Origin of the sequence: Neorhizobium sp. DAR64862/K0K3 (assembly GCF_050500185.1) — a bacterium.
Classification (GTDB): Bacteria; Pseudomonadota; Alphaproteobacteria; order Rhizobiales; family Rhizobiaceae; genus Neorhizobium; species Neorhizobium soli.
The window spans coordinates 1031273-1049308 of the sequence record NZ_CP191450.1 but is presented as its reverse complement, the minus strand read 5'-3'; the positions used below and the strand labels follow the sequence as shown (position 1 = coordinate 1049308).

The 18036-nt window shown below is 60.6% G+C and carries 19 protein-coding genes and 2 pseudogenes; 17 read left to right on the top strand and 4 right to left on the bottom strand.

The window, feature by feature from the left end; genetic code table 11:
* Positions 1 to 72: 72 nt before the first annotated feature.
* Positions 73 to 1131, bottom strand: coding sequence for a LysR family transcriptional regulator (locus ACQY1L_RS21665; RefSeq protein WP_337739651.1), 1059 nt, complete (start codon positions 1129 to 1131; stop codon positions 73 to 75).
* On the opposite strand from ACQY1L_RS21665, the pseudogene ACQY1L_RS21660 reads away from it, so the two are divergent.
* Positions 1093 to 1274: pseudogene (locus ACQY1L_RS21660) on the top strand (IS5/IS1182 family transposase); the annotation flags it as partial. The gene ACQY1L_RS21665 and the pseudogene ACQY1L_RS21660 overlap by 39 nt on opposite strands.
* Positions 1275 to 1511: 237 nt before the next feature.
* Complete coding sequence (locus ACQY1L_RS21655; protein WP_156586924.1) at positions 1512 to 2456, top strand: LysR family transcriptional regulator; 945 nt, start codon at positions 1512 to 1514, stop codon at positions 2454 to 2456.
* A gap of 65 nt (positions 2457 to 2521) precedes the next feature.
* Here the strand turns inward: ACQY1L_RS21655 and ACQY1L_RS21650 are convergent, their stop codons facing one another.
* Positions 2522 to 2755 (bottom strand): helix-turn-helix domain-containing protein, encoded by a 234-nt coding sequence (locus tag ACQY1L_RS21650; protein ID WP_156586921.1) that lies wholly within the window; start codon positions 2753 to 2755, stop codon positions 2522 to 2524.
* Positions 2756 to 2861: 106 nt separating this feature from the next.
* Between ACQY1L_RS21650 and ACQY1L_RS21645 the strand changes: the two genes are divergently transcribed.
* From ACQY1L_RS21645 to ACQY1L_RS21630, 4 genes are all read left to right on the top strand, one after another.
* On the top strand, positions 2862 to 3170 hold the full coding sequence (locus tag ACQY1L_RS21645) for a DNA -binding domain-containing protein (protein WP_156586919.1): 309 nt from the start codon (positions 2862 to 2864) through the stop codon (positions 3168 to 3170).
* Entirely contained in the window at positions 3167 to 3616 is a 450-nt protein-coding gene (locus tag ACQY1L_RS21640; protein ID WP_156586918.1) for a hypothetical protein, read from the top strand. The genes ACQY1L_RS21645 and ACQY1L_RS21640 overlap by 4 nt, the downstream gene beginning before the upstream one ends.
* A 141-nt stretch (positions 3617 to 3757) precedes the next feature.
* A complete protein-coding gene (locus tag ACQY1L_RS21635) occupies positions 3758 to 5749 on the top strand; it encodes a conjugal transfer protein TraG (protein WP_156586916.1) in 1992 nt (663 codons plus the stop codon).
* Between the two features lie 12 nt (positions 5750 to 5761).
* Entirely contained in the window at positions 5762 to 6202 is a 441-nt protein-coding gene (locus ACQY1L_RS21630) for a CopG family transcriptional regulator (RefSeq protein WP_156586914.1), read from the top strand.
* Here ACQY1L_RS21630 and ACQY1L_RS21625 read toward each other — a convergent pair.
* On the bottom strand, positions 6199 to 6720 hold the full coding sequence (locus ACQY1L_RS21625; RefSeq protein ID WP_430244426.1) for a DUF2867 domain-containing protein: 522 nt from the start codon (positions 6718 to 6720) through the stop codon (positions 6199 to 6201). The genes ACQY1L_RS21630 and ACQY1L_RS21625 overlap by 4 nt on opposite strands.
* Positions 6721 to 6975: 255 nt before the next feature.
* Here ACQY1L_RS21625 and trbB point away from each other — a divergent pair, with 255 nt between their 5' ends.
* From trbB to ACQY1L_RS21570, 11 genes are read left to right on the top strand one after another with little or no spacing between them, the layout of a single operon-like run.
* Positions 6976 to 7980, top strand: coding sequence for a P-type conjugative transfer ATPase TrbB (gene trbB, locus ACQY1L_RS21620; RefSeq protein ID WP_430244423.1), 1005 nt, complete (start codon positions 6976 to 6978; stop codon positions 7978 to 7980).
* Positions 7977 to 8312, top strand: coding sequence for a TrbC/VirB2 family protein (locus ACQY1L_RS21615; RefSeq protein WP_430244420.1), 336 nt, complete (start codon positions 7977 to 7979; stop codon positions 8310 to 8312). Before trbB ends, ACQY1L_RS21615 begins: the two co-directional genes overlap by 4 nt.
* Positions 8312 to 8593 carry a VirB3 family type IV secretion system protein gene (locus ACQY1L_RS21610; protein ID WP_430244418.1) on the top strand — a complete coding sequence of 94 codons (282 nt, stop codon included), beginning with the start codon at positions 8312 to 8314 and terminating at the stop codon, positions 8591 to 8593. Before ACQY1L_RS21615 ends, ACQY1L_RS21610 begins: the two co-directional genes overlap by 1 nt.
* A gap of 12 nt (positions 8594 to 8605) precedes the next feature.
* Positions 8606 to 11110, top strand: a complete 2505-nt coding sequence (trbE, locus tag ACQY1L_RS21605) for a conjugal transfer protein TrbE (RefSeq protein WP_430244416.1) — start codon at positions 8606 to 8608, stop codon at positions 11108 to 11110.
* A complete protein-coding gene (gene trbJ / locus ACQY1L_RS21600) occupies positions 11107 to 11886 on the top strand; it encodes a P-type conjugative transfer protein TrbJ (RefSeq protein WP_430244414.1) in 780 nt (259 codons plus the stop codon). Before trbE ends, trbJ begins: the two co-directional genes overlap by 4 nt.
* Positions 11887 to 11901: 15 nt before the next feature.
* On the top strand, positions 11902 to 12189 hold the full coding sequence (trbK-alt, locus tag ACQY1L_RS21595) for a putative entry exclusion protein TrbK-alt (protein WP_430244412.1): 288 nt from the start codon (positions 11902 to 11904) through the stop codon (positions 12187 to 12189).
* Positions 12186 to 13577, top strand: a complete 1392-nt coding sequence (trbL, locus tag ACQY1L_RS21590; protein WP_430244409.1) for a P-type conjugative transfer protein TrbL — start codon at positions 12186 to 12188, stop codon at positions 13575 to 13577. Before trbK-alt ends, trbL begins: the two co-directional genes overlap by 4 nt.
* Positions 13577 to 14266 (top strand): conjugal transfer protein TrbF, encoded by a 690-nt coding sequence (gene trbF, locus ACQY1L_RS21585; RefSeq protein WP_430246021.1) that lies wholly within the window; start codon positions 13577 to 13579, stop codon positions 14264 to 14266. The genes trbL and trbF overlap by 1 nt, the downstream gene beginning before the upstream one ends.
* Positions 14263 to 15303 (top strand): P-type conjugative transfer protein TrbG, encoded by a 1041-nt coding sequence (gene trbG / locus ACQY1L_RS21580; RefSeq protein ID WP_430244407.1) that lies wholly within the window; start codon positions 14263 to 14265, stop codon positions 15301 to 15303. Before trbF ends, trbG begins: the two co-directional genes overlap by 4 nt.
* The gene (locus ACQY1L_RS21575) at positions 15300 to 16520 is read left to right on the top strand and encodes a TrbI/VirB10 family protein (protein WP_430244405.1); all 1221 of its coding nucleotides are present in this window, start codon (positions 15300 to 15302) and stop codon (positions 16518 to 16520) included. The genes trbG and ACQY1L_RS21575 overlap by 4 nt, the downstream gene beginning before the upstream one ends.
* Positions 16517 to 16762: a DUF2274 domain-containing protein gene (locus ACQY1L_RS21570; RefSeq protein WP_430244403.1), complete on the top strand. Its 246-nt coding sequence runs from the start codon at positions 16517 to 16519 to the stop codon at positions 16760 to 16762. The genes ACQY1L_RS21575 and ACQY1L_RS21570 overlap by 4 nt, the downstream gene beginning before the upstream one ends.
* Positions 16763 to 16946: 184 nt before the next feature.
* Here the strand turns inward: ACQY1L_RS21570 and ACQY1L_RS21565 are convergent.
* Positions 16947 to 17159 (bottom strand): annotated as a pseudogene (locus ACQY1L_RS21565) (cold-shock protein); the annotation flags it as partial.
* Between the last annotated feature and the right edge of the window lie 877 nt (positions 17160 to 18036).

Sequence of the window (18036 nt, the reverse complement as noted above, 5' to 3'; positions counted from 1 at the left end):
CTCCATCAATGGCCTTAAGCGGCTAATGGAGTATGCGACATCCTATCGATACCATCGATGGTCATCTAGGAATTATTCGATATCAATTCTGATATCAGTCTGCTCTTTGCCGATTGCTCTGAGGCGGTTGAGAAGCTTATTTAAAGGAGTATTCCGCCGCCGTGCATCCCAGAACGCGGCAAGTTGGATGCGCAATTCCCCAGGGTAGGGCTCTATTCTTAACCTCTTGGTACCGGCGACTTGAATAGCCGAGGACTGTGATTGCGCCAGACTAATTCCCAAACCGGCCGCGACAAGAGAAAGCTGGGTCTGAAGTCGAGATGCCTCATGAACGACTGTGAACTCGTGTCCTGCAGCGCGACAAAGCTCGCGGATTTTCGAATATAAAATAGGGCCTTGCGTTTCAGGGAACATGATGAACGGCTCACGAGCCAATTGACCGAATTCTGCTTGGCCGTGGATGGCAAGATGATGGTCCTCTGGAACAATGGCGTCAAAGGTGTCTACCAGGAATACCTCTGATTTAATCCGACTGTTTGGTGCTATAGGCGGATGACCGAGACCTAAATCGAGATGGCCATTGTCGAGAAGTTGGACCTGCTCGTTGGTTGTCGCTTCGCGGAGTTCGAAGTGCGTATTGTCGATCGTGGTTGATAGGCGGATAGCCTTGGGCATAAGCATGTACGAGGCTGCGGAGACGAATCCTAGTCGAATGAGATGGCGTTCTTTGGCGGTTGCCAACCGCGCCTGCTGTACCGCTCTCTGCTCCGATTTTAGTATTTCACGGGCCTCGACAAAAAATGCGCGACCACTGTCGGTCAATGAAACCTGCCGACTGGTTCTGTCGAAAAGCCTCACTCCGATTTCACTCTCTAGTTTTGAGATCGACCTGCTGAGATGAGGCTGGGCAATCCCGAGCTTTTGTGCGCATTGGCCGAAATGTAAAACCTCTGCCAGTTGGACAAAATGTCTGAGTTGTGCGAACTCCATATCTATACCCAAATCTGTATCGAACGATGATTTTGTAGGACATTGCAGCATGGACAACAACCCACAATAGTTAATCTGTATGCGCGTCACGTTGTCTGCGCGAGGTTTGTCTTGTTGCCACGGCACCAGGTTGTTGAGCACAGTCTTGCTCGTGTTATCGGCAACCGGCGCGTCGCCAAGGATTTCGAGAGCATGATTGAAAGCTCCACTGCGCGGCTCCTCTCGCGTCCGTTCAACCCCTCACCCGAAAACTGAGAAGATGCTCATGTCCAATACTTTCATAGTTTCGATTTCAGACTTTTAGGTCTCGCGCCAGCGACCATGTTCACGGCGCAATTCGATATCTTGTGCGACGAGGATAGGGCTTATGCGCGCGCGATGCGCAGGCGTGCCCGTAGCTCTGAAGCGCTGGCAGTTACATTCATGAGTTTATCCAGACGCAGTGCGACATCGACGACATCGAGATCGCACTGCGCGAGACAGCGCTCACCCGGAAAGTTAGCTTCGAGCAAAATGTGACGATGAGACGAATTTCAGTAAGGGCGCGAGATGATGAAGATACGCCGAACCGCCGTGCGGGGAGAATACCACTCATTGCTCTCAAACAGGCAATTGCCGTTGCCGAATATCTCAACTTCCGGCATGCAGCTAACTGGCTCGGCGTGAGCCAGTCCAGCGTAAGTACCCGGATCAAGGCATTGGAAGAGGATCTTGGCATCTTGCTATTCGAGAGGCGCCATCGCGGAGTGAGGTTGACCGCGGCGGGACGCAGCTTCATAGCGGAGGTTGCAGCTGGCATCGAGCATCTCGATCACGCCATCATGACGGCTGGCGCAATTTCGATTGGCACAATCGGGCGTCTCTCCATCGGGTTACATTCATCAATCGCCGCCGGCTTCCTCGCTGACCTGCGCCGCCGCTATCGGGGGACGTATCCGAACATCGAACTCGTGATCACCGAGGGGCCGTCGGCAGACACTATCAGGCAAGTGCGAGAAGGCGTGCTTGACGTCGCTTTCGTCCTAGGCGCGGTGGATTGGGGAGACTGCCATTCCCGCCATACCTGGACCGAGGCGTTTGTGATTGCCGTTCCGTCCGAGCATCGGCTCGCTGCGGCCGGGCATGTCAGATGGCAAGATCTAACATCAAATCTTTTCCTTGTCCGCAGAGGCGGCGCTGGACCAGAGGTGCAGAACCACATCGTCAGGCGGATCGCCGAACAGGGAAAGACGCCGAACATTCGCCGCTTCGACGTCGGGCGCGACACCTTGATGCACATGGTTGCTGATGGCGACGGGATCACACTGACGACCGATGCTGCCACTCATGTGCCATTTCCCGGCGTCACGTTCCTTAAGATCGCCGATGAAAAGGAGCGCGCGCGGTTCAGCGCGGTATGGTCGCCGCATAATCGGAGTTCGGCGCTGAGGCACCTACTCGATATCGCAGCCGAGATGAGCAAATAGGATCAAACTTGCTTGACGCGAGCTAAAGACCCCGCATCCCAGTTGGCCAATTGCGGCACTCTTCTTTACGCGCTGAGTTGGTCGAGAATATCGGCTGGTCGAATATCGAGTGCACCGGTAATATCGAGAAACTCAATCACATCGATCCGCCGTTCGCCGTTTTCATACTTAGCAACGAAGGATTGAGGTTTGTTCAGCCGGTCGGCAAGTTCTGCTTGAGTCAGATTTCTATGCTTGCGCGCTGCCGAGAGTAGGGTCTGAAGGAGTTTCTGGCGGGGCGAGCGCAAGGATTTCTGCATTCGGAACGGCTCTCCATTGAAATAGGGGAGCCAATCCGCTAATCCTGATTCAGGATTATCCCATTTTAGGATTTTCGTTACCGTAGGTTCGAGGGAGGACCGCCAGATGCGTGTCAAACCCGAACTCGATCCCGATGTCGAAGATTTGGCTCCGATGGAGCCGGACGTGACCCTTTATGACGAGGCGCATTTCGTCACCTATCTGCGCCTGCTGGACGCCGAGACCGACGGCGCGGACTGGACGGAGGTGGCGCAGATCGTGCTGCATCGCGATCCGGTCGCGGAGACCGATCGAACGCGGACATGCTGGGAAAGCCATCTCGCCCGCGCGCAATGGATGACCAAGATCGGCTATCGCCGCATCCTCGAACAGGCCGTCGAGGAAGCACGCTCCATTTCACGCGACCATCCGTGATGGGTGCGGCGGGACGAGAAGTCCGTCCTCGTCGCGATGAGCAATATCTCTCCTATGCCCAAGCCTACACCGACGCAGCCAAGCTGTTGGTAGACCGCGCCGACGATATGGATGCGGTGCGCATCCCGTTCTTTCACCTCGTCGGCCACGCCATGGAGCTGATGCTGAAAGCCATTCTCAGTCACCAGGGGCGCGATGAGGAAAGGCTGATGATGATGGGGCACGGCCTTGAGCGGTGCTACGCCCAGGCGATCCGGGGCGGCGCAGACCGTCTGGAGGATGAGGATCTCGCCGCGTTCGTGGAAGCGCTGGATCGGCCTCACGCCATGCAGGCGCTTCGCTATCCGCAATGGTTTCACTGGTCGATGCCCGAACCGGCTCACGCGTTGCGTCTGTTGAGCCGACAACTCGACATCGTGAGAGCCTGCCTGTCAACCGGCCGGTGAACCCAGCAGCAAACGCCTGCACAGACCGTCCGATTTCTACGCCATGGTATCCGGCAGCACGCTCGCTGCTCTTTCCTGTTGCTTGTCGCCAAACCGCCTATTCTCTGATCGGCTCCGTCTCTTTTACCGATTGGAGCCTGTATGTCGGGAAGCCGTGTCCTCTGGGGCCAGATCACCATCGTCGTCGTCATTGTGCTGGCGACGATCTGGGGCGCGACCGAGTGGACGGCGTGGCGGCTGGGCTTCCAAGGTCAACTCGGAAGCCCGTGGTTCGAGCTGGGCGGTTGGCCGGTCTACTATCCGCCGGCCTTCTTCTGGTGGTGGTATTCCTACGACGCCTATGCGCCTGCGATCTTCGTCGAAGGCGCGATCATCGCCGCGTCGGGCGGTTTCCTTTCCATCGCCGTAGCCATTACCCTGTCGATCATCCGCGCCCGTGAGGCGAAGAACGTCGCCACCTACGGCTCGGCGCGCTGGGCCTCTCCCGATGAGATAAAGGCGGCCGGGTTGCTTGGTCCCGATGGCGTGGTGCTCGGCAGGCTCGATCGCGACTATCTGCGCCACGACGGCCCGGAGCATGTCCTGTGCTTCGCGCCAACTCGCTCCGGCAAGGGCGTCGGGCTTGTCGTGCCGACGCTACTGACCTGGCCCGGAAGCGTCATCGTCCATGACATCAAGGGTGAGAACTGGGGTCTGACGGCGGGTTTTCGCGCCCAGCATGGCCGTGTGCTGCTGTTCGACCCGACCGACGCGAAGTCCTCCGCCTACAATCCGCTGCTGGAGGTGCGGCGCGGCGATTGGGAGGTCCGCGACGTCCAGAACATCGCCGACATCCTGGTCGATCCCGAAGGCGCGCTCGAAAAGCGCAACCATTGGGAAAAGACCAGCCATTCGCTGCTGGTCGGCGTGATCCTGCACGTCCTCTATGCCGAGCCGGACAAGACGCTGGCCGGTGTCGCCAACTTTCTCTCCGATCCGAAGCGCCCGATGGAGGCGACGCTGCGTGCCATGATGTCCACGCCGCATCTGGGCGAAGCCGGCGTCCATCCCGTCATCGCCTCATCGGCGCGCGAACTGCTCAACAAATCCGACAACGAGCGTTCCGGCGTGCTGTCCACCGCCATGTCGTTCCTCGGTCTCTACCGCGATCCCGTGGTAGCGAAGGTGACGGCGCGCTGCGATTGGCGGATCGCCGATCTGGTCTCGGGCAAACACCCCGTCAGCCTCTACCTCGTCGTGCCGCCGTCAGACATCGCGCGCACCAAGCCGCTGATCCGCCTGATACTCAATCAGGTCGGACGACGGCTGACCGAGGAACTGAACGCCGCCAACCGTCATCGGCTGCTGCTGATGCTCGACGAGTTTCCGGCGCTGGGGCGGCTCGACTTCTTCGAGTCGGCGCTGGCCTTTATGGCCGGCTACGGCATCAAGAGTTTCCTGATCGCGCAGAGCCTCAATCAGATCGAGAAGGCCTATGGCGCGAACAATTCCGTCCTCGACAACTGCCATGTCCGCGTCGCCTTCGCCACCAATGACGAGCGCACCGCCAAGCGTGTGTCGGACTCGCTCGGTACCGCGACGGAGATGCGCGATTCCACCAACTATGCCGGCCATCGGTTGTCGCCCTGGCTCGGTCATCTCATGGTCTCGCGGCAGGAGACGGCGCGGCCGCTGCTCACCCCCGGCGAGGTGATGCAGCTTCCGCCGACCGACGAACTGCTGCTGGTCGCGGGCGTGCCGCCGATCCGGGCGATGAAGGCGCGCTATTATGAGGATGCCCGCTTCAAGGAACGGTTGCTGCCCCCGCCGGACCTGTCCGCCGGGGCCAACGCGTCGAAAGCGCCATCGGGTGACGACTGGTCGGCGCTGACGATCCCGACGCCCATTGCACCATCAGCACCGCCGACACCTGACGCCACTGCCACCGATCCCGCCAATGCCGGCATCCGCCGTGAGCCGGAACTACCCGAGCATGAGGAGATCGTGCTCGAGGAACGCCCGGTCGGGCATGAGTTCGATGTGCTCGACGACGATCCGGACGTGGACGCCGCCAAATCCCGAACCATGCGCCAGCAGGTCACGTCCGTCGCCCGTCAGGCAACGATGGACCCTGCCGACGGCATCGAACTGTAAGGAGCCGCCGCCATGCAGACCAAATCCCGCATGAATGTCTATTTCGATCCGGACCTGTTGAAGAAGGTCGAGGCGTTGGCGCTGCGCCGCAACGTATCCAAGTCGGCCGTGATCGAGGCGGCCGTCGCGTCGTTCCTGTCGGCCGATGCCTCCGAGCGGCTGGAGGCGGTGTTCGCCCGCCGCATGGACAAGCTCGGCCGACAGGTCGATGGGCTGGACGAGGATCTCGCCATCCTCGGCGAGACGCTCTCGCTGTTCATCCGCTTCTGGCTAACCGTGACCCCGCCGCTGCCCGATAGCGCTCAGGCGTCAGCACGGGCCAAGGGCGCGGAGCGGTTCGACGGATTCCTGCAATCGCTCGGGCGACGGCTCGCGACCGGCGATCGGTTCCTGAAGGAGTTGTCGCGCGATGTGGACGCGGCTGGCAATGCCAGGCGGGAATCCGACAGCTAAACGGGTGGCTGAATTTGGTTCATGTTCATTGCCGACATCTCACCCAGCTTTCGCTTCAACCGCCTGAGGTCGCTATTGATGATCAGTTTGTGCGCCGGCCCGACCGGCAACATATAGATGCGACCAAAGGCATTGTGCGTGATGACAGATGATGTGATCGTCAGCACGCGATCTGCTATCGAAAGGCAGATCATGACATCAAGGTGCCGGTCCCGTTCAGTCAGAACCAGTATATCTGGAAAACTGTGCTCGACGAGAAAGAAATCCAGCCGGTCGCCAACCTTCACTGTCTCTCGCCTCGCGCCGGAAAATCCGCCGATCCGCTTCACACCGAACAACGCGGAAATCGTGTCCCTCGTCTTGAAAGCCAGGCGCATCAGCGGCTGAGGCTCTGCCGTCATAAGATTCCAGGCCTCCAGCGGCGTAATCGCGGTTGGGAGCGTGACCGACCTGCTGTCGTAGTAATCGAGTTCTGGCTGCGGACGCAGGGTGAGAACAGGTGATGTGGTATTCAACATTATCTCCCTGACCTATTCGACCATCCCCGCAGCATACATAGATCACCGTAATCTTCGCCGCTACGGCCGCGGGGACTCCGCAAGCAGAAAGATCAGTGGCGATCCGTCTCAAGTTTCCAATCCCACCGATTGCCGCCTTTTCTTCGCCATGGCCGCACGCGGTTAGATACTTGTTGAATCAGCCAAACTTATGGCTCTTTTAATCATCCCCGTCCGGGGCGCGTCTGTGTCGTCCCCGACGAGATCGGGGATCGGATGGCGGTATCGCACCAGAATTCGGAGAGTTTGACGCGAGGCGCGCGAATGCTCCGCACGGCACTGGGGCCGGCCATCGCCGCCTATCTCGAAGATCCCGCCATCGTTGAAGTGATGCTGAACCCGGACGGACGCCTTTGGGTCGATCGTCTGAAGGAAGGTCTTGTCGCAACGGCCGATATACTGATCCCGGCCGATGGCGAGCGCATCGTGCGCCTGGTCGCGCATCACGTTGGCGCCGAGGTTCATGCCGGTGCACCACGCGTCTCGGCCGAACTGCCGGAAACCGGCGAACGCTTCGAGGGATTGTTGCCGCCGGTCGTTGCCGCCGCGACATTTGCCATTCGAAAGCCTGCCGTTGCTGTCTTCACCCTCTCCGATTATGTCGCCGCCGGCATCATGACCCAGGACCAGGCCGAGGTGCTGCGGCTGGCGGTGGAGAAGCGCAAGAACATACTTGTCGCCGGCGGCACATCCACCGGCAAGACGACACTCACCAACGCGCTGCTGGCGGAAGTCGCCAAGACGTCCGATCGCGTGGTGCTGATCGAAGATACCAGAGAGTTGCAATGCGCCGCCCCTAATCTCGTGGCGCTGCGCACCAAAGATGGCGTGGCCTCGCTCTCCGATCTGGTGAAGTCATCCCTGCGCCTTCGTCCGGATCGCATTCCAGTGGGAGAGGTGCGCGGCGCGGAAGCCCTCGACCTCCTCAAGGCCTGGGGCACTGGCCATCCGGGTGGCATCGGCACGATCCACGCCAATACGGCGATCGGCGCCTTACGACGGCTTGAACAACTCGTGCAGGAAGCCGTCGTCACGGTTCCCCGCGCGCTTATCGCCGAAACCATCGACATCATCGCCGTTCTGTCAGGCCGCGGTGCCGCCCGCCGCCTTGTGGAAATCGCCCTGGTCGACGGGCTCGATCCCGTCTCCGGCGATTACCGCACCCTCAATGCTCACCTTTCTCCCGCTCACCAACCTCTCCCGAAAGGAGACCAGCAATGAATTCGTCTGTCCTTCGTCGTGCGCGCAATCGCCTTGTCCATGCGACGGCACTTGCCTCGATCGCGCTGCTAACGACGGCACCCGCCCATGCCTCCGGTTCGTCCATGCCGTGGGAGGAGCCGCTGCAGCAGATCCTGGAATCCATCGAAGGACCGGTCGCCAAGATCGTCGCGGTGATCATCATCATCGCCACCGGCCTGGCGCTCGCCTTCGGCGACACGTCCGGCGGCTTCCGCAAGCTGATCCAGATCGTCTTCGGGTTGAGCATCGCGTTTGCGGCCAGTTCCTTCTTCCTGTCGTTCTTCTCCTTCGGCGGCGGAGCGCTGGTCTGATGGCGGGCGGTTTTCAACAGGAAGACGAGGTGCGTGGTTTTTACGCAACCGTCCATCGTTCGCTGGCCGAGCCGATCCTGCTCGGCGGCGCTCCCCGTGCCGTGGCCATCGCCAACGGCACGCTTGCCGCTGCCGTCAGTCTCGGCCTTCGCCTCTGGATCGCCGGGCTGATGATCTGGGCCATCGGCCATTTCGCGGCCGTCTGGGCAGCGAAACGCGATGCGCAATTCGTCGATGTCGGGCGCAGGCACCTGCGCTATCCGGCGCATATGGGCGTGTGAGGGAGATTGCCGATGATGAACCTTGCCGAATACCGCAAACGCGCTTCCCACCTCTCCGACTTCCTGCCATGGGCGGCTCTGGTCGCACCGGGCGTCGTCCTGAACAAGGACGGTTCGTTCCAGCGCACCGCTCAGTTTCGGGGTCCCGATCTCGACAGCGCCACGCCGGCTGAGCTGGTCGGCACCACGGCGCGGCTCAACAACGCGCTGCGTCGTCTCGGCTCAGGCTGGGCGATCTTCGTCGAAGCACAGCGCAATCCGGCTACCGACTATCCGGAAAGCCTGTTTCCGGATTCGGCATCTGCGCTTCTCGATATAGAGCGGTGCGAACAATTCGATGAATCCGGCCTTCTTTACGAGAGCAGCTATTTCCTGACCTTCGTGTGGCTGCCGCCTGCGGAAGAAGCCTCGCGCATCGAAAGCTGGCTCTACGAGGGCCGGGAGAAAAGCGGCGTCGATCCGTGGGAACTTCTGAACAGCTTTGTCGATCGCACAGACCGTGTCCTTCATCTCGTGGAAGGCTTCGTGCCGGAAGCCGGATGGCTGGATGACGCTGAGACGCTCACCTATCTGCACTCGACCATTTCCACCAAACGCCATCGTGTCCGTATTCCGGAGACACCAATGCACCTCGACGCGTTGCTGGCCGATCAGCCTTTGGCAGGCGGCTTGGAGCCTAGGCTTGGGGACTTCCATCTGCGTACGCTGACGGTGATCGGGTTTCCGACGGTCACCTTTCCCGGCATCCTCGACGATCTCAACCGGCTGGCCTTTCCCTACCGGTGGAGCACCCGGGCGATCATGCTCGACAAGACCGACGCGACGCGGCTGGTGACGAAGATCAGGCGGCAGTGGTTCGCCAAGCGTAAATCCATTGCGGCGATCCTGAAAGAAGTGCTCACCAACGAGCAATCGGTGTTGGTCGACAGCGATGCCGCCAACAAGGCGGCCGATGCCGATGCAGCCCTACAGGATCTCGGCTCCGATCAGGTCGGGGAAGTCTACGTTACCGCCACCGTCACCGTCTGGGACACCGATCCGGCCATCGCCGACGAGAAACTGCGATTGACCGAAAAAGTCATTCAGTCCCGCGACTTCACGGCGATCGTCGAAAGCGTCAATGCCATCGAGGCATGGCTCGGCAGCATTCCCGGCCAGACCTATGCCAATGTCCGCCAGCCGCCGATCTCGACGCAAAACCTCGCCCATATGATCCCGCTGTCCGCAGTCTGGGCGGGTCCGGCGAAGGACGAACATTTCGATGCGCCACCATTATTCTATGCACGCACCGAAGGATCGACGCCGTTCCGGTTTTCTCTTCATGTCGGCGACGTCGGCCACGCTATGATCGTCGGCCCGACCGGTGCCGGAAAGTCTGTGCTGTTGGCGATGATGGCCCTGCAGTTCCGCCGCTATCTCCGTTCCCAGGTCTTCGCCTTCGACTTCGGCGGAAGCATACGCGCCGCAACGCTCGCCATGAATGGCGACTGGCAGGATTTGGGCGGTTCGCTCTCCGACGATACATCGCTCCTCAATACCGTGTCACTCCAGCCGCTCGCCGGGATCGAGGACACTCCGGAACGGGCATGGGCTGCCGACTGGCTTGTCGATATCCTCATCCGTGAGGGTGTCACCATCACGCCTGATATCAAGGAATATCTCTGGACGGCGTTGACGTCCCTGGCTTCCGCGCCGGTCGTGGAGCGGACCATCACCGGCCTGACGGTACTGCTGCAATCATCTGCGCTCAAGCAGGCTCTGCGGCCCTACTGCATCGGCGGCCCATATGGTCGCCTCCTCGATGCGGAAATGGAATGGCTTGGGGACGCGCAGGTACAGGCCTTCGAGACCGAAGGGCTGATCGGCACGGGAGCGGCCCCCGCCGTTCTTTCCTATCTGTTCCACCGGATCGAATCCCGCTTCGACGGTCGGCCGAGCCTGCTGATCATCGACGAAGGCTGGCGGGCACTGGACGACGGCGGCTTTGCCCAGAAAATCAAGGAATGGCTGAAGACGCTGCGCAAGAAGAATGTCAGCGTCGTCTTCTCCTCGCAGTCGCTTGCCGACATCGAGGCCTCGCCGATCGCACCCGTCATCGTCGAAAGCTGCCCGACGCGCATCTTCCTCGCCAACGAGCGGGCCATCGAGCCGCAGATCACCTCGATCTACGAACGCTTCGGTCTGAATGCGCGCCAGATTGAGATCATCGCAAGGGCGACTCCGAAACGGGACTATTACTGCCAGAGCCGCAGAGGCAACCGGCTGTTCGAGCTTGGCCTTGGCTCCGTTGCGCTGACGCTATGTGCTGCATCCACCAAGGCCGACCATGCGCTGATCGACGAACTGATCCGCGACGGCGCGCGCCCATACTTCCTCGAAGCCTGGCTCGAGGCCAACGGCCTGAGCTGGGCCGCCGATCTTGTTCCCGATCTCACCAACGTCATCGACCAGTCGATGGAAAAGACGACTGGCTCGGACTCCATCCCGCTGTTACCCGAAGAGGAGATTGCCCCATGAAGACTACCGTTGTCCGTGCCGGCCTCAAAGGCCGCGTCCGCTCACTCGCCTGCGCCGCAGCCATTCTGGCCCTGCCATGCGCCGCTGTTCCATTCCTGGGGACGCCGGCTTTTGCATGGCGGATTGTCTACGACCCGACCAACTACAGCCAGAACCTGCTTTCGGCCGCCCGGGCACTGGAACAGATCAAAAACCAGGTCACATCGCTTCAAAACGAAGCCCAGATGCTCATCAATCAGGCGAAGAACCTCACCAGCCTGCCGACCTCGATGCTGTCGCAGATCGAGGACAATTTTTCCGAGATGAAGAACCTGCTCGGGGAAGCGGACCAGCTTGCCTACGACGTCCAGAATATCGACGAGCAATTCAACGCCACCTATCGTGATTTTGCCGCTGGTGACCGGACGGCAACGCAGCTGGTCTCGGCCGCGCAACAGCGCTGGCAGCAATCGGTTTCCGCTTTCGAGCATTCGCTGAAGGCGGGAGCCGTGGCAGTCGACAATATCGAGGGCACGCAACAGCAGACCAGCGAACTGGTCGGCGCCAGCCAGTCCGCGGTTGGGGTGTTGCAGGCGACCCAGGCCGGCAACCAGCTCATGGCCGTGCAGGCAAAACAGATCTCTGATCTGACGGCCATGCTCGCCGCGCAGGGCAGGGCCAGTGCGCTGGAACAGGCGAGGGCTGCGGCAGCACAGGAACAGGCCCGTGAGCAGTTCAGCCGCTTCATGACTGGCTCGGCCTACAGCCCGTCCAGCGTCCGCATGTTCCACGATTGAGGAGCACGGAGACAAATGGACCTGAAGATCGCCGCCCGGATACTTGCCGTCTTCGCACTTGGCGCAGGGCTGACCGCCGCAATCGTGGCCCTGCAAGATGAAGACGCAACCGACACAAAAGCCCCCAGTATCGGGCGTCCGGGCGGCGAGCCGGTCAACACCGGGCTTTCCCGATGCCGCGACCTTGGCGTGGCCGCTGCCGATGACGCTGCCTGCCGCAAGGCCTGGGCGGAAAATCGCCGCCGGTTCTTCGCAACCGATCGGCCGGTCGCGCCGAAGACCGGCGAGGCGCCGTCGCCATGAACAATACCGGTATCATTGACCGTTTCCTCGAAACCTTCACCGCCTATATTGATAGCGGCTTCGGCCTGCTCGGCGGCGAAGTCGCCTTTCTCACCTCGACGCTGATCGTCATCGATATCGTGCTGGCCGGTCTGTTCTGGGCATGGGGCGCGGATGAGGACGTGCTGCAGCGGTTGGTGAAGAAGACCCTCTATATCGGCTTCTTTGCCTTCATCATCGGTAACTTCAACCGGCTCGCGAGCATCGTCTTCGAGAGCTTTTCCGGGCTCGGTCTCAAAGCCGGTGGCTCCAGCCTCTCTGACTCGGAACTGTTGCAGCCCGGCCGCGTCGCGCAGGTCGGCATCGATGCCGGCAATCCCATCCTTGAGGCCGCTGGCGAGCTGATGGGCTACATCTCTTTCTTCGAGAATTTCGTGCAGATCTTCGTGCTGATGGTCGCCTGGGTCATCGTTCTCGTTGCCTTCTTCATTCTCGCCATCCAGATCTTTGTCACGCTGATCGAGTTCAAGCTGACGACGCTTGCGGGCTTCGTCCTGATCCCGTTCGCGTTGTTCAACAAGACATCCTTCCTTGCCGAAAAGGTGCTCGGCAACATCGTCGCTTCCGGCGTCAAGATATTGGTGCTGGCCGTGATCGTCGGCATTGGCTCCGGCCTGTTCGACGAGTTCACATCCGGTTTCTCCGAACAGCCGACCATCACCGAGGCGCTGTCGCTCGTTCTCGGGGCGCTTTCACTGATGGGCCTGTCGATCTTCGGTCCCGGTATCGCGAGTGGCCTGGTATCCGGCGCCCCGCAACTTGGAGCAGGCGCTGCCGTCGGAACCGGTCTTGCAGCGGCCGGTTTGGGAGCCGCCGGGTATATGGGTGCCAGGGCTGGACTGGGTGCTGCCGTAAGTGCTGTCAGCGGCGTGGCAAGGGGAGGGGCGACGCTCGCGGGCGGCGCCAGGACCGCATACGGTCTTGGTGATGCAACCGCTGGATCGACAGGGACTGGCGGTGGTGCTGCCGGTTTTGCCGGTGTCGCAAAAGCAGCCGCGGGTTTTGCCGTGAACAAGGGCAGGGCCATGGGGGCCGGCGCATCCCAATCCATGAGCTCCAGCTATCGCTCCGGACAGGCGGGCGCATGGAAGGCGACAGGCGGCAAGAACGACGTTGGCGTCGGCATGCCCGAAGCCGCCAACGATCCTTCGTTTGCCGGTTCGCAGTCCGCAAGTTCCGCCGCCGTGTGCGGCTCTGACATATCGCCCTCGACGCCGCCCGAATGGGCGCAGCGCATGAAGCGAAGCAGCGCCGTCAGTCACGGTGTCAGCACCGCCGCCCATACGGTCCGCTCCGCAGATCACGGCGGTGGCTCCATGTCCGTCTCTCTCAATCAGGATGCCCGATGATGAACATCTTCAGACGACCTTCCGTGCGCTACGCACGGACCCCGGAACCCGAAACGCCCTATCAGAAGGCAGCGCAGGTCTGGGACGAGCGCATAGGGTCTGCCCGTGTGCAGGCGAAAAACTGGCGGCTGATGGCTTTCGGTTCTCTGTTTCTGGCTGGCGGTTTTGCATCGGCGCTGGTCTGGCAATCGACGCGTGGGACTGTGGTGCCATGGGTGGTGCAGATCGACAAGTTCGGCGAGGCGCAGGCCGTTGCCTCTGCCGTGACCGACTATCGGCCGACCGATCCGCAGATCGCCTGGCATCTCGCCCGTTTCATCGAGCAGGTTCGCAGCATTCCGGCCGATCCGGTTATCGTGCGGCAAAACTGGCTTCGCGCCTACGAATACACCACCGATCGCGGGGCGATCGCGCTCAACGATTACGCGCGTGTAAATGACCCGTTCACGAAGGTCGGCAAGAACCAGATCGCCGTCGAGATCTCCAGCGTCATCCGTGCCTCGCCGGAAAGTTTCCGCATCGCCTGGACCGAACGGCAGTTCGAGAACGGCCAGCTTTCGGCCACCGAACGCTGGACCGCAATTCTGACCGTCGTGGTCCAACCGCCGCGCACCACTGACAAACTGCGCGCCAATCCACTCGGCGTCTACGTCAACGCAATCAACTGGTCGAAGGAGCTTTCGCAATGAAGGGGGCATACCGGAAAAGTGCATCACTGCTGCTGGCAACGCTATTATCTGCATCAGCGCTTGCCGGCTGCGCGAAGAAATACATCCCGCCGGAGATCGACTACGACGATGCGGCACCCGCCGTACTGACTGCCGATCCGGTCGGTCCGGTGAAGGTTGTCGAGTTGCCGAAACCTCTGCCGCTGCCCGGTCAGTTGAAGCCGATCAATGGGGAGAAGGCGAAGGCGGAGGCTGACGATCCGAAAGTACGGATTACGCAGGCCAATGAAGCCGCCCGCATCCAGCCGGTTCGGGACGGCTTCATCAACGCCGTGCAGGTCTATCCCTTCTCGGGCGGTGCGCTCTATCAGGTTTATGCCGCTCCGGGACAGGTTACGGATATCGCCCTTCAGGCTGGCGAGCAATTGGTCGGCTCAGGCCCTGTGGCGGCCGGCGACACCGTGCGTTGGATCATCGGCGATACTGAAAGCGGCACGGCGTCGTCAAAGCAGGTGCATATTCTGGTCAAGCCGACGCGCCCCGATCTTCAGACCAATCTGGTCATCAACACCGACCGGCGCACCTACCATCTGGAACTGCGGTCCACGCCTTCGACCTACATGGCATCGGTCTCATGGCAATATCCGCAGGACCAGTTGATCGCGCTGCGACGGCAGAATGCGAGGGCGGCGGAGACGCAAGCAGTCGCCACCGGCATCGACATCTCGAAGCTGAACTTCCGTTACCGCGTTGAAGGTGACGCAGCACCATGGCGGCCAATGCGCGCCTTCGACGATGGCACGAAAGTCTACATCGAATTTCCCTCCGGCATCGGACAGGGGGAAATGCCGCCGCTCTTCGTCATAGGCCCGTCCGGTAATTCCGAATTGGTCAATTACCGTGCGAGGCAGAATTATTACGTCGTTGACCGGCTGTTTGCTGCGGCCGAATTGCGGCTTGGTGACAAGGACAGCGCAAAGCGTGTTCGCATCGTCCGCACTGATGGTCGGTCGACGGCAAAGCGGACCACGCTGTTCTCGTCGGAGCGCAGCCGATGACAGGGGCTGCAAAATCATCGGACATGGGCCTTCAGGCGGAACTGCGCCTCCGGCCCGAGCCGCGGCGCGTTACGCGGCTGTCGCGCAAGGTGCTGATCGGGCTCGGCGGGGTGGCCAGTATCGCCATTGCGGCGGCACTATTTTGGGCGCTCGATACGAACCGGCGCGGCAACCAGTCCGCGACGGAACTCTATAATGTCGACAACGCGACGCCGGCCGACGGCCTGGCCGGTCTGCCGAGAGATTACACCAACATTCCGAAACTGGGTCCGGCCCTTCCGGGAGATCTCGGTCGGCCGATCCTTCGCGCGCAGGAGGCGGGCAAGCCGGTCGTAACACCCAGCATCCAGACGCCGCGTGTCGATCCAGAGGAACAACGACGCCTTGCAGAGATTGAGGCCGCCCGTCTGGCAAAGCTGTTCACGGACAGTCGTGGTGAGCGAACCATGGGAGGCCAGACAATCGCATCCGCGACAGCACCCGGTTCCGGCATAGATCCCGCTAGCGGCCTGCCGTTTCCCTCTGAGACGCCGGCGCTTGACGCCGGCTCCGCCCAGAACATGCAGGATCGCAAGCTTGCTTTCGTCAATGGCGACGTCGATCGGCGCACGGTCAGCGCCGATCGCGTGCAGGAGAAGGCGTCTCCCTATGTCGTACAGGCGGGCACCGTTATTCCGGCCGCCCTGATTACCGGCATCAAATCCGATCTGCCCGGGCAGATTACCGCGCAGGTGACGGAGCATGTCTATGACAGCCCGACCGGCTCGCATCTCCTCATTCCGCAGGGCGCGCGGCTGATCGGTGAATACGACAGCCAGGTCGCATTCGGGCAGTCACGCGTACTGCTGGTCTGGAACCGCCTCATCATGCCGGACGGCTCATCCATCGTATTGGAGCGTCTGCAAGGCGCAGATACACGAGGGTTCTCCGGACTTGAGGACGAGGTGGACTATCACTGGGGACAACTGTTCAAGGCTGCTGCACTCTCGACACTGCTCGGTATCGGCACGGAACTCTCGACCGGCGACGAAAGCGATATCGCCCGCGCCATCCGGGAGAGCACCCAGGACAGTGCATCCGACATCGGCCAGCAGATCGTTGGTCGCCAGCTGAACATCCAGCCGACATTGACGGTTCGGCCGGGTTTTCCAGTCCGTGTGATCGTCAACCGAGACCTTCTGATGAAGCCCTATGGCGCGGCGAGGGAGCCGACATGACGAAACTCAAACTCTCCACCATTCTTGACGACCGGCCGGTCAAGATCACCATCGAACTGCCGGCGCAGGTGTTCCGAGATTTGCAGGCCTATGCGGCGATTCTTGCCCGCAACGCTGGTGAACCCGCTCCGCCCGATCCGGCAAAGCTCATCGCCCCGATGCTCCAAAGGTTCATGGCAACGGACAAAGCGTTCAACAAAGCGAAGCGCGCCGGCTCATCCACTGGTATTGGAACCATGTGATTTAACGCGAGATGGATTCTTTCACGCCCGCCACATCTACAATCCCGGCCAAGCCATCTCGCGTCCTCGACTGGGCGCTGTTTACAAGTCGGCCGAAAGAATCGAAATCTGCCATATGGGATCAAGTTCGTAGCCCAGTATCCTGCGACACTTCCTCATCCTCAGACCCTTCAGAATCGATGAGCTGAAGACGGCCAGCCGATTTTTTGCCGTTGCGATCGTTGATTAACTCGAACGAGATGCGCTGGTTGTCTTTGAGGCGATCCAGTCCAGCTTCTTGCAACGCCGATATATGAACGAAGATATCTCGGTCTTGATCATCGGGTTTAAGGAAGCCGTATCCCTTCTTCGAGTCAAACCACTTAACCGTTCCGGTTAGTCGGGTCTGTGTGTCCATCCCATTCGAGAGCGTCGGTCTGCTGACATGGGGAGGGAGCGAGTTTGGCCACCACTGATCGGGAGCTTCGACATCAGCTGCTGGGTAGTTGCCAGCATTCCTGTTCATTTCGACTAAGCGTTCAAGAAGATCGAGATCCGTCGCCTCGGCCGAGAGACCGATCATCTTCAGCAGCACTTCCTCCGTCGTCTTGAGATAGTCACGGCGAACGTCGCTGCCTGCCCTCTGCTTTCTGGATTCAAGAAAATCATTGTTCGAAATAAGCAGATCCTTATCGAAGCCGTCGAGCAGAGTTTCCAGCACTCGCGATGTGGGATTCGCACGAAGGCTTGCCCGGCCGCCGTCGGCGTTGCTGATGACGAGGAAATCGTCCGGCAGGGGAAAAGTTTCGAAAGTACGGGTGATGGAGAAGCGCGACGACCAGCTCGGAGAACGGGAGAGGGTGGCCCGCGCCCACACCTGAAAAAGCCGTGACGAGAACAGCAGTGCCACGGTCGCATCGCCATCGATCGTGAAGAATGTCTGAGCGGCAACCTCTTCGCGGTCGACGGGGCCAAAGCGGATAGGAAGCTTACCATCCTCGAACATAAGCCGCCAAGCGCCGTCTACCGGCGCGGCCCACGATGCTCTGAGGTCAGAGGTCCGCTTAGCAAGCAACCCTACCGACCGTGTTTCCACGTGATCGTGCTCCCGCAGAAAACGAGCCCATTCATCGTGCCGTTCTTCGGCTTTCATAAAGAGAGCGGTTGGGATAGCGGCGACGCCGGCCGAAGCGGGAAGGTCGTGGAAGCGATTGATGCTGCTGCGATACCAGCGTACCGCTTGTAAAAGTTCGGAATTAGCAAACCGTTCCCGGAGCTCTTCGTACACGTCAGCA

Bases quoted from the DNA above. Each gene is read 5' to 3' on its own strand.
- ACQY1L_RS21655 (WP_156586924.1), top strand. From the start codon at position 1,512: ATGAGACGAATTTCAGTAAGGGCGCGAGATGATGAAGATACGCCGAAC.
- ACQY1L_RS21650 (WP_156586921.1), bottom strand. From the start codon at position 2,755: ATGCAGAAATCCTTGCGCTCGCCCCGCCAGAAACTCCTTCAGACCCTA.
- ACQY1L_RS21645 (WP_156586919.1), top strand. From the start codon at position 2,862: ATGCGTGTCAAACCCGAACTCGATCCCGATGTCGAAGATTTGGCTCCG.
- ACQY1L_RS21635 (WP_156586916.1), top strand. From the start codon at position 3,758: ATGTCGGGAAGCCGTGTCCTCTGGGGCCAGATCACCATCGTCGTCGTC.
- ACQY1L_RS21630 (WP_156586914.1), top strand. From the start codon at position 5,762: ATGCAGACCAAATCCCGCATGAATGTCTATTTCGATCCGGACCTGTTG.
- ACQY1L_RS21625 (WP_430244426.1), bottom strand. From the start codon at position 6,720: ATGTTGAATACCACATCACCTGTTCTCACCCTGCGTCCGCAGCCAGAA.
- trbB (WP_430244423.1), top strand. From the start codon at position 6,976: ATGGCGGTATCGCACCAGAATTCGGAGAGTTTGACGCGAGGCGCGCGA.
- ACQY1L_RS21615 (WP_430244420.1), top strand. From the start codon at position 7,977: ATGAATTCGTCTGTCCTTCGTCGTGCGCGCAATCGCCTTGTCCATGCG.
- ACQY1L_RS21610 (WP_430244418.1), top strand. From the start codon at position 8,312: ATGGCGGGCGGTTTTCAACAGGAAGACGAGGTGCGTGGTTTTTACGCA.
- trbE (WP_430244416.1), top strand. From the start codon at position 8,606: ATGATGAACCTTGCCGAATACCGCAAACGCGCTTCCCACCTCTCCGAC.
- trbJ (WP_430244414.1), top strand. From the start codon at position 11,107: ATGAAGACTACCGTTGTCCGTGCCGGCCTCAAAGGCCGCGTCCGCTCA.
- trbK-alt (WP_430244412.1), top strand. From the start codon at position 11,902: ATGGACCTGAAGATCGCCGCCCGGATACTTGCCGTCTTCGCACTTGGC.
- trbL (WP_430244409.1), top strand. From the start codon at position 12,186: ATGAACAATACCGGTATCATTGACCGTTTCCTCGAAACCTTCACCGCC.
- trbF (WP_430246021.1), top strand. From the start codon at position 13,577: ATGAACATCTTCAGACGACCTTCCGTGCGCTACGCACGGACCCCGGAA.
- trbG (WP_430244407.1), top strand. From the start codon at position 14,263: ATGAAGGGGGCATACCGGAAAAGTGCATCACTGCTGCTGGCAACGCTA.
- ACQY1L_RS21575 (WP_430244405.1), top strand. From the start codon at position 15,300: ATGACAGGGGCTGCAAAATCATCGGACATGGGCCTTCAGGCGGAACTG.
- ACQY1L_RS21570 (WP_430244403.1), top strand. From the start codon at position 16,517: ATGACGAAACTCAAACTCTCCACCATTCTTGACGACCGGCCGGTCAAG.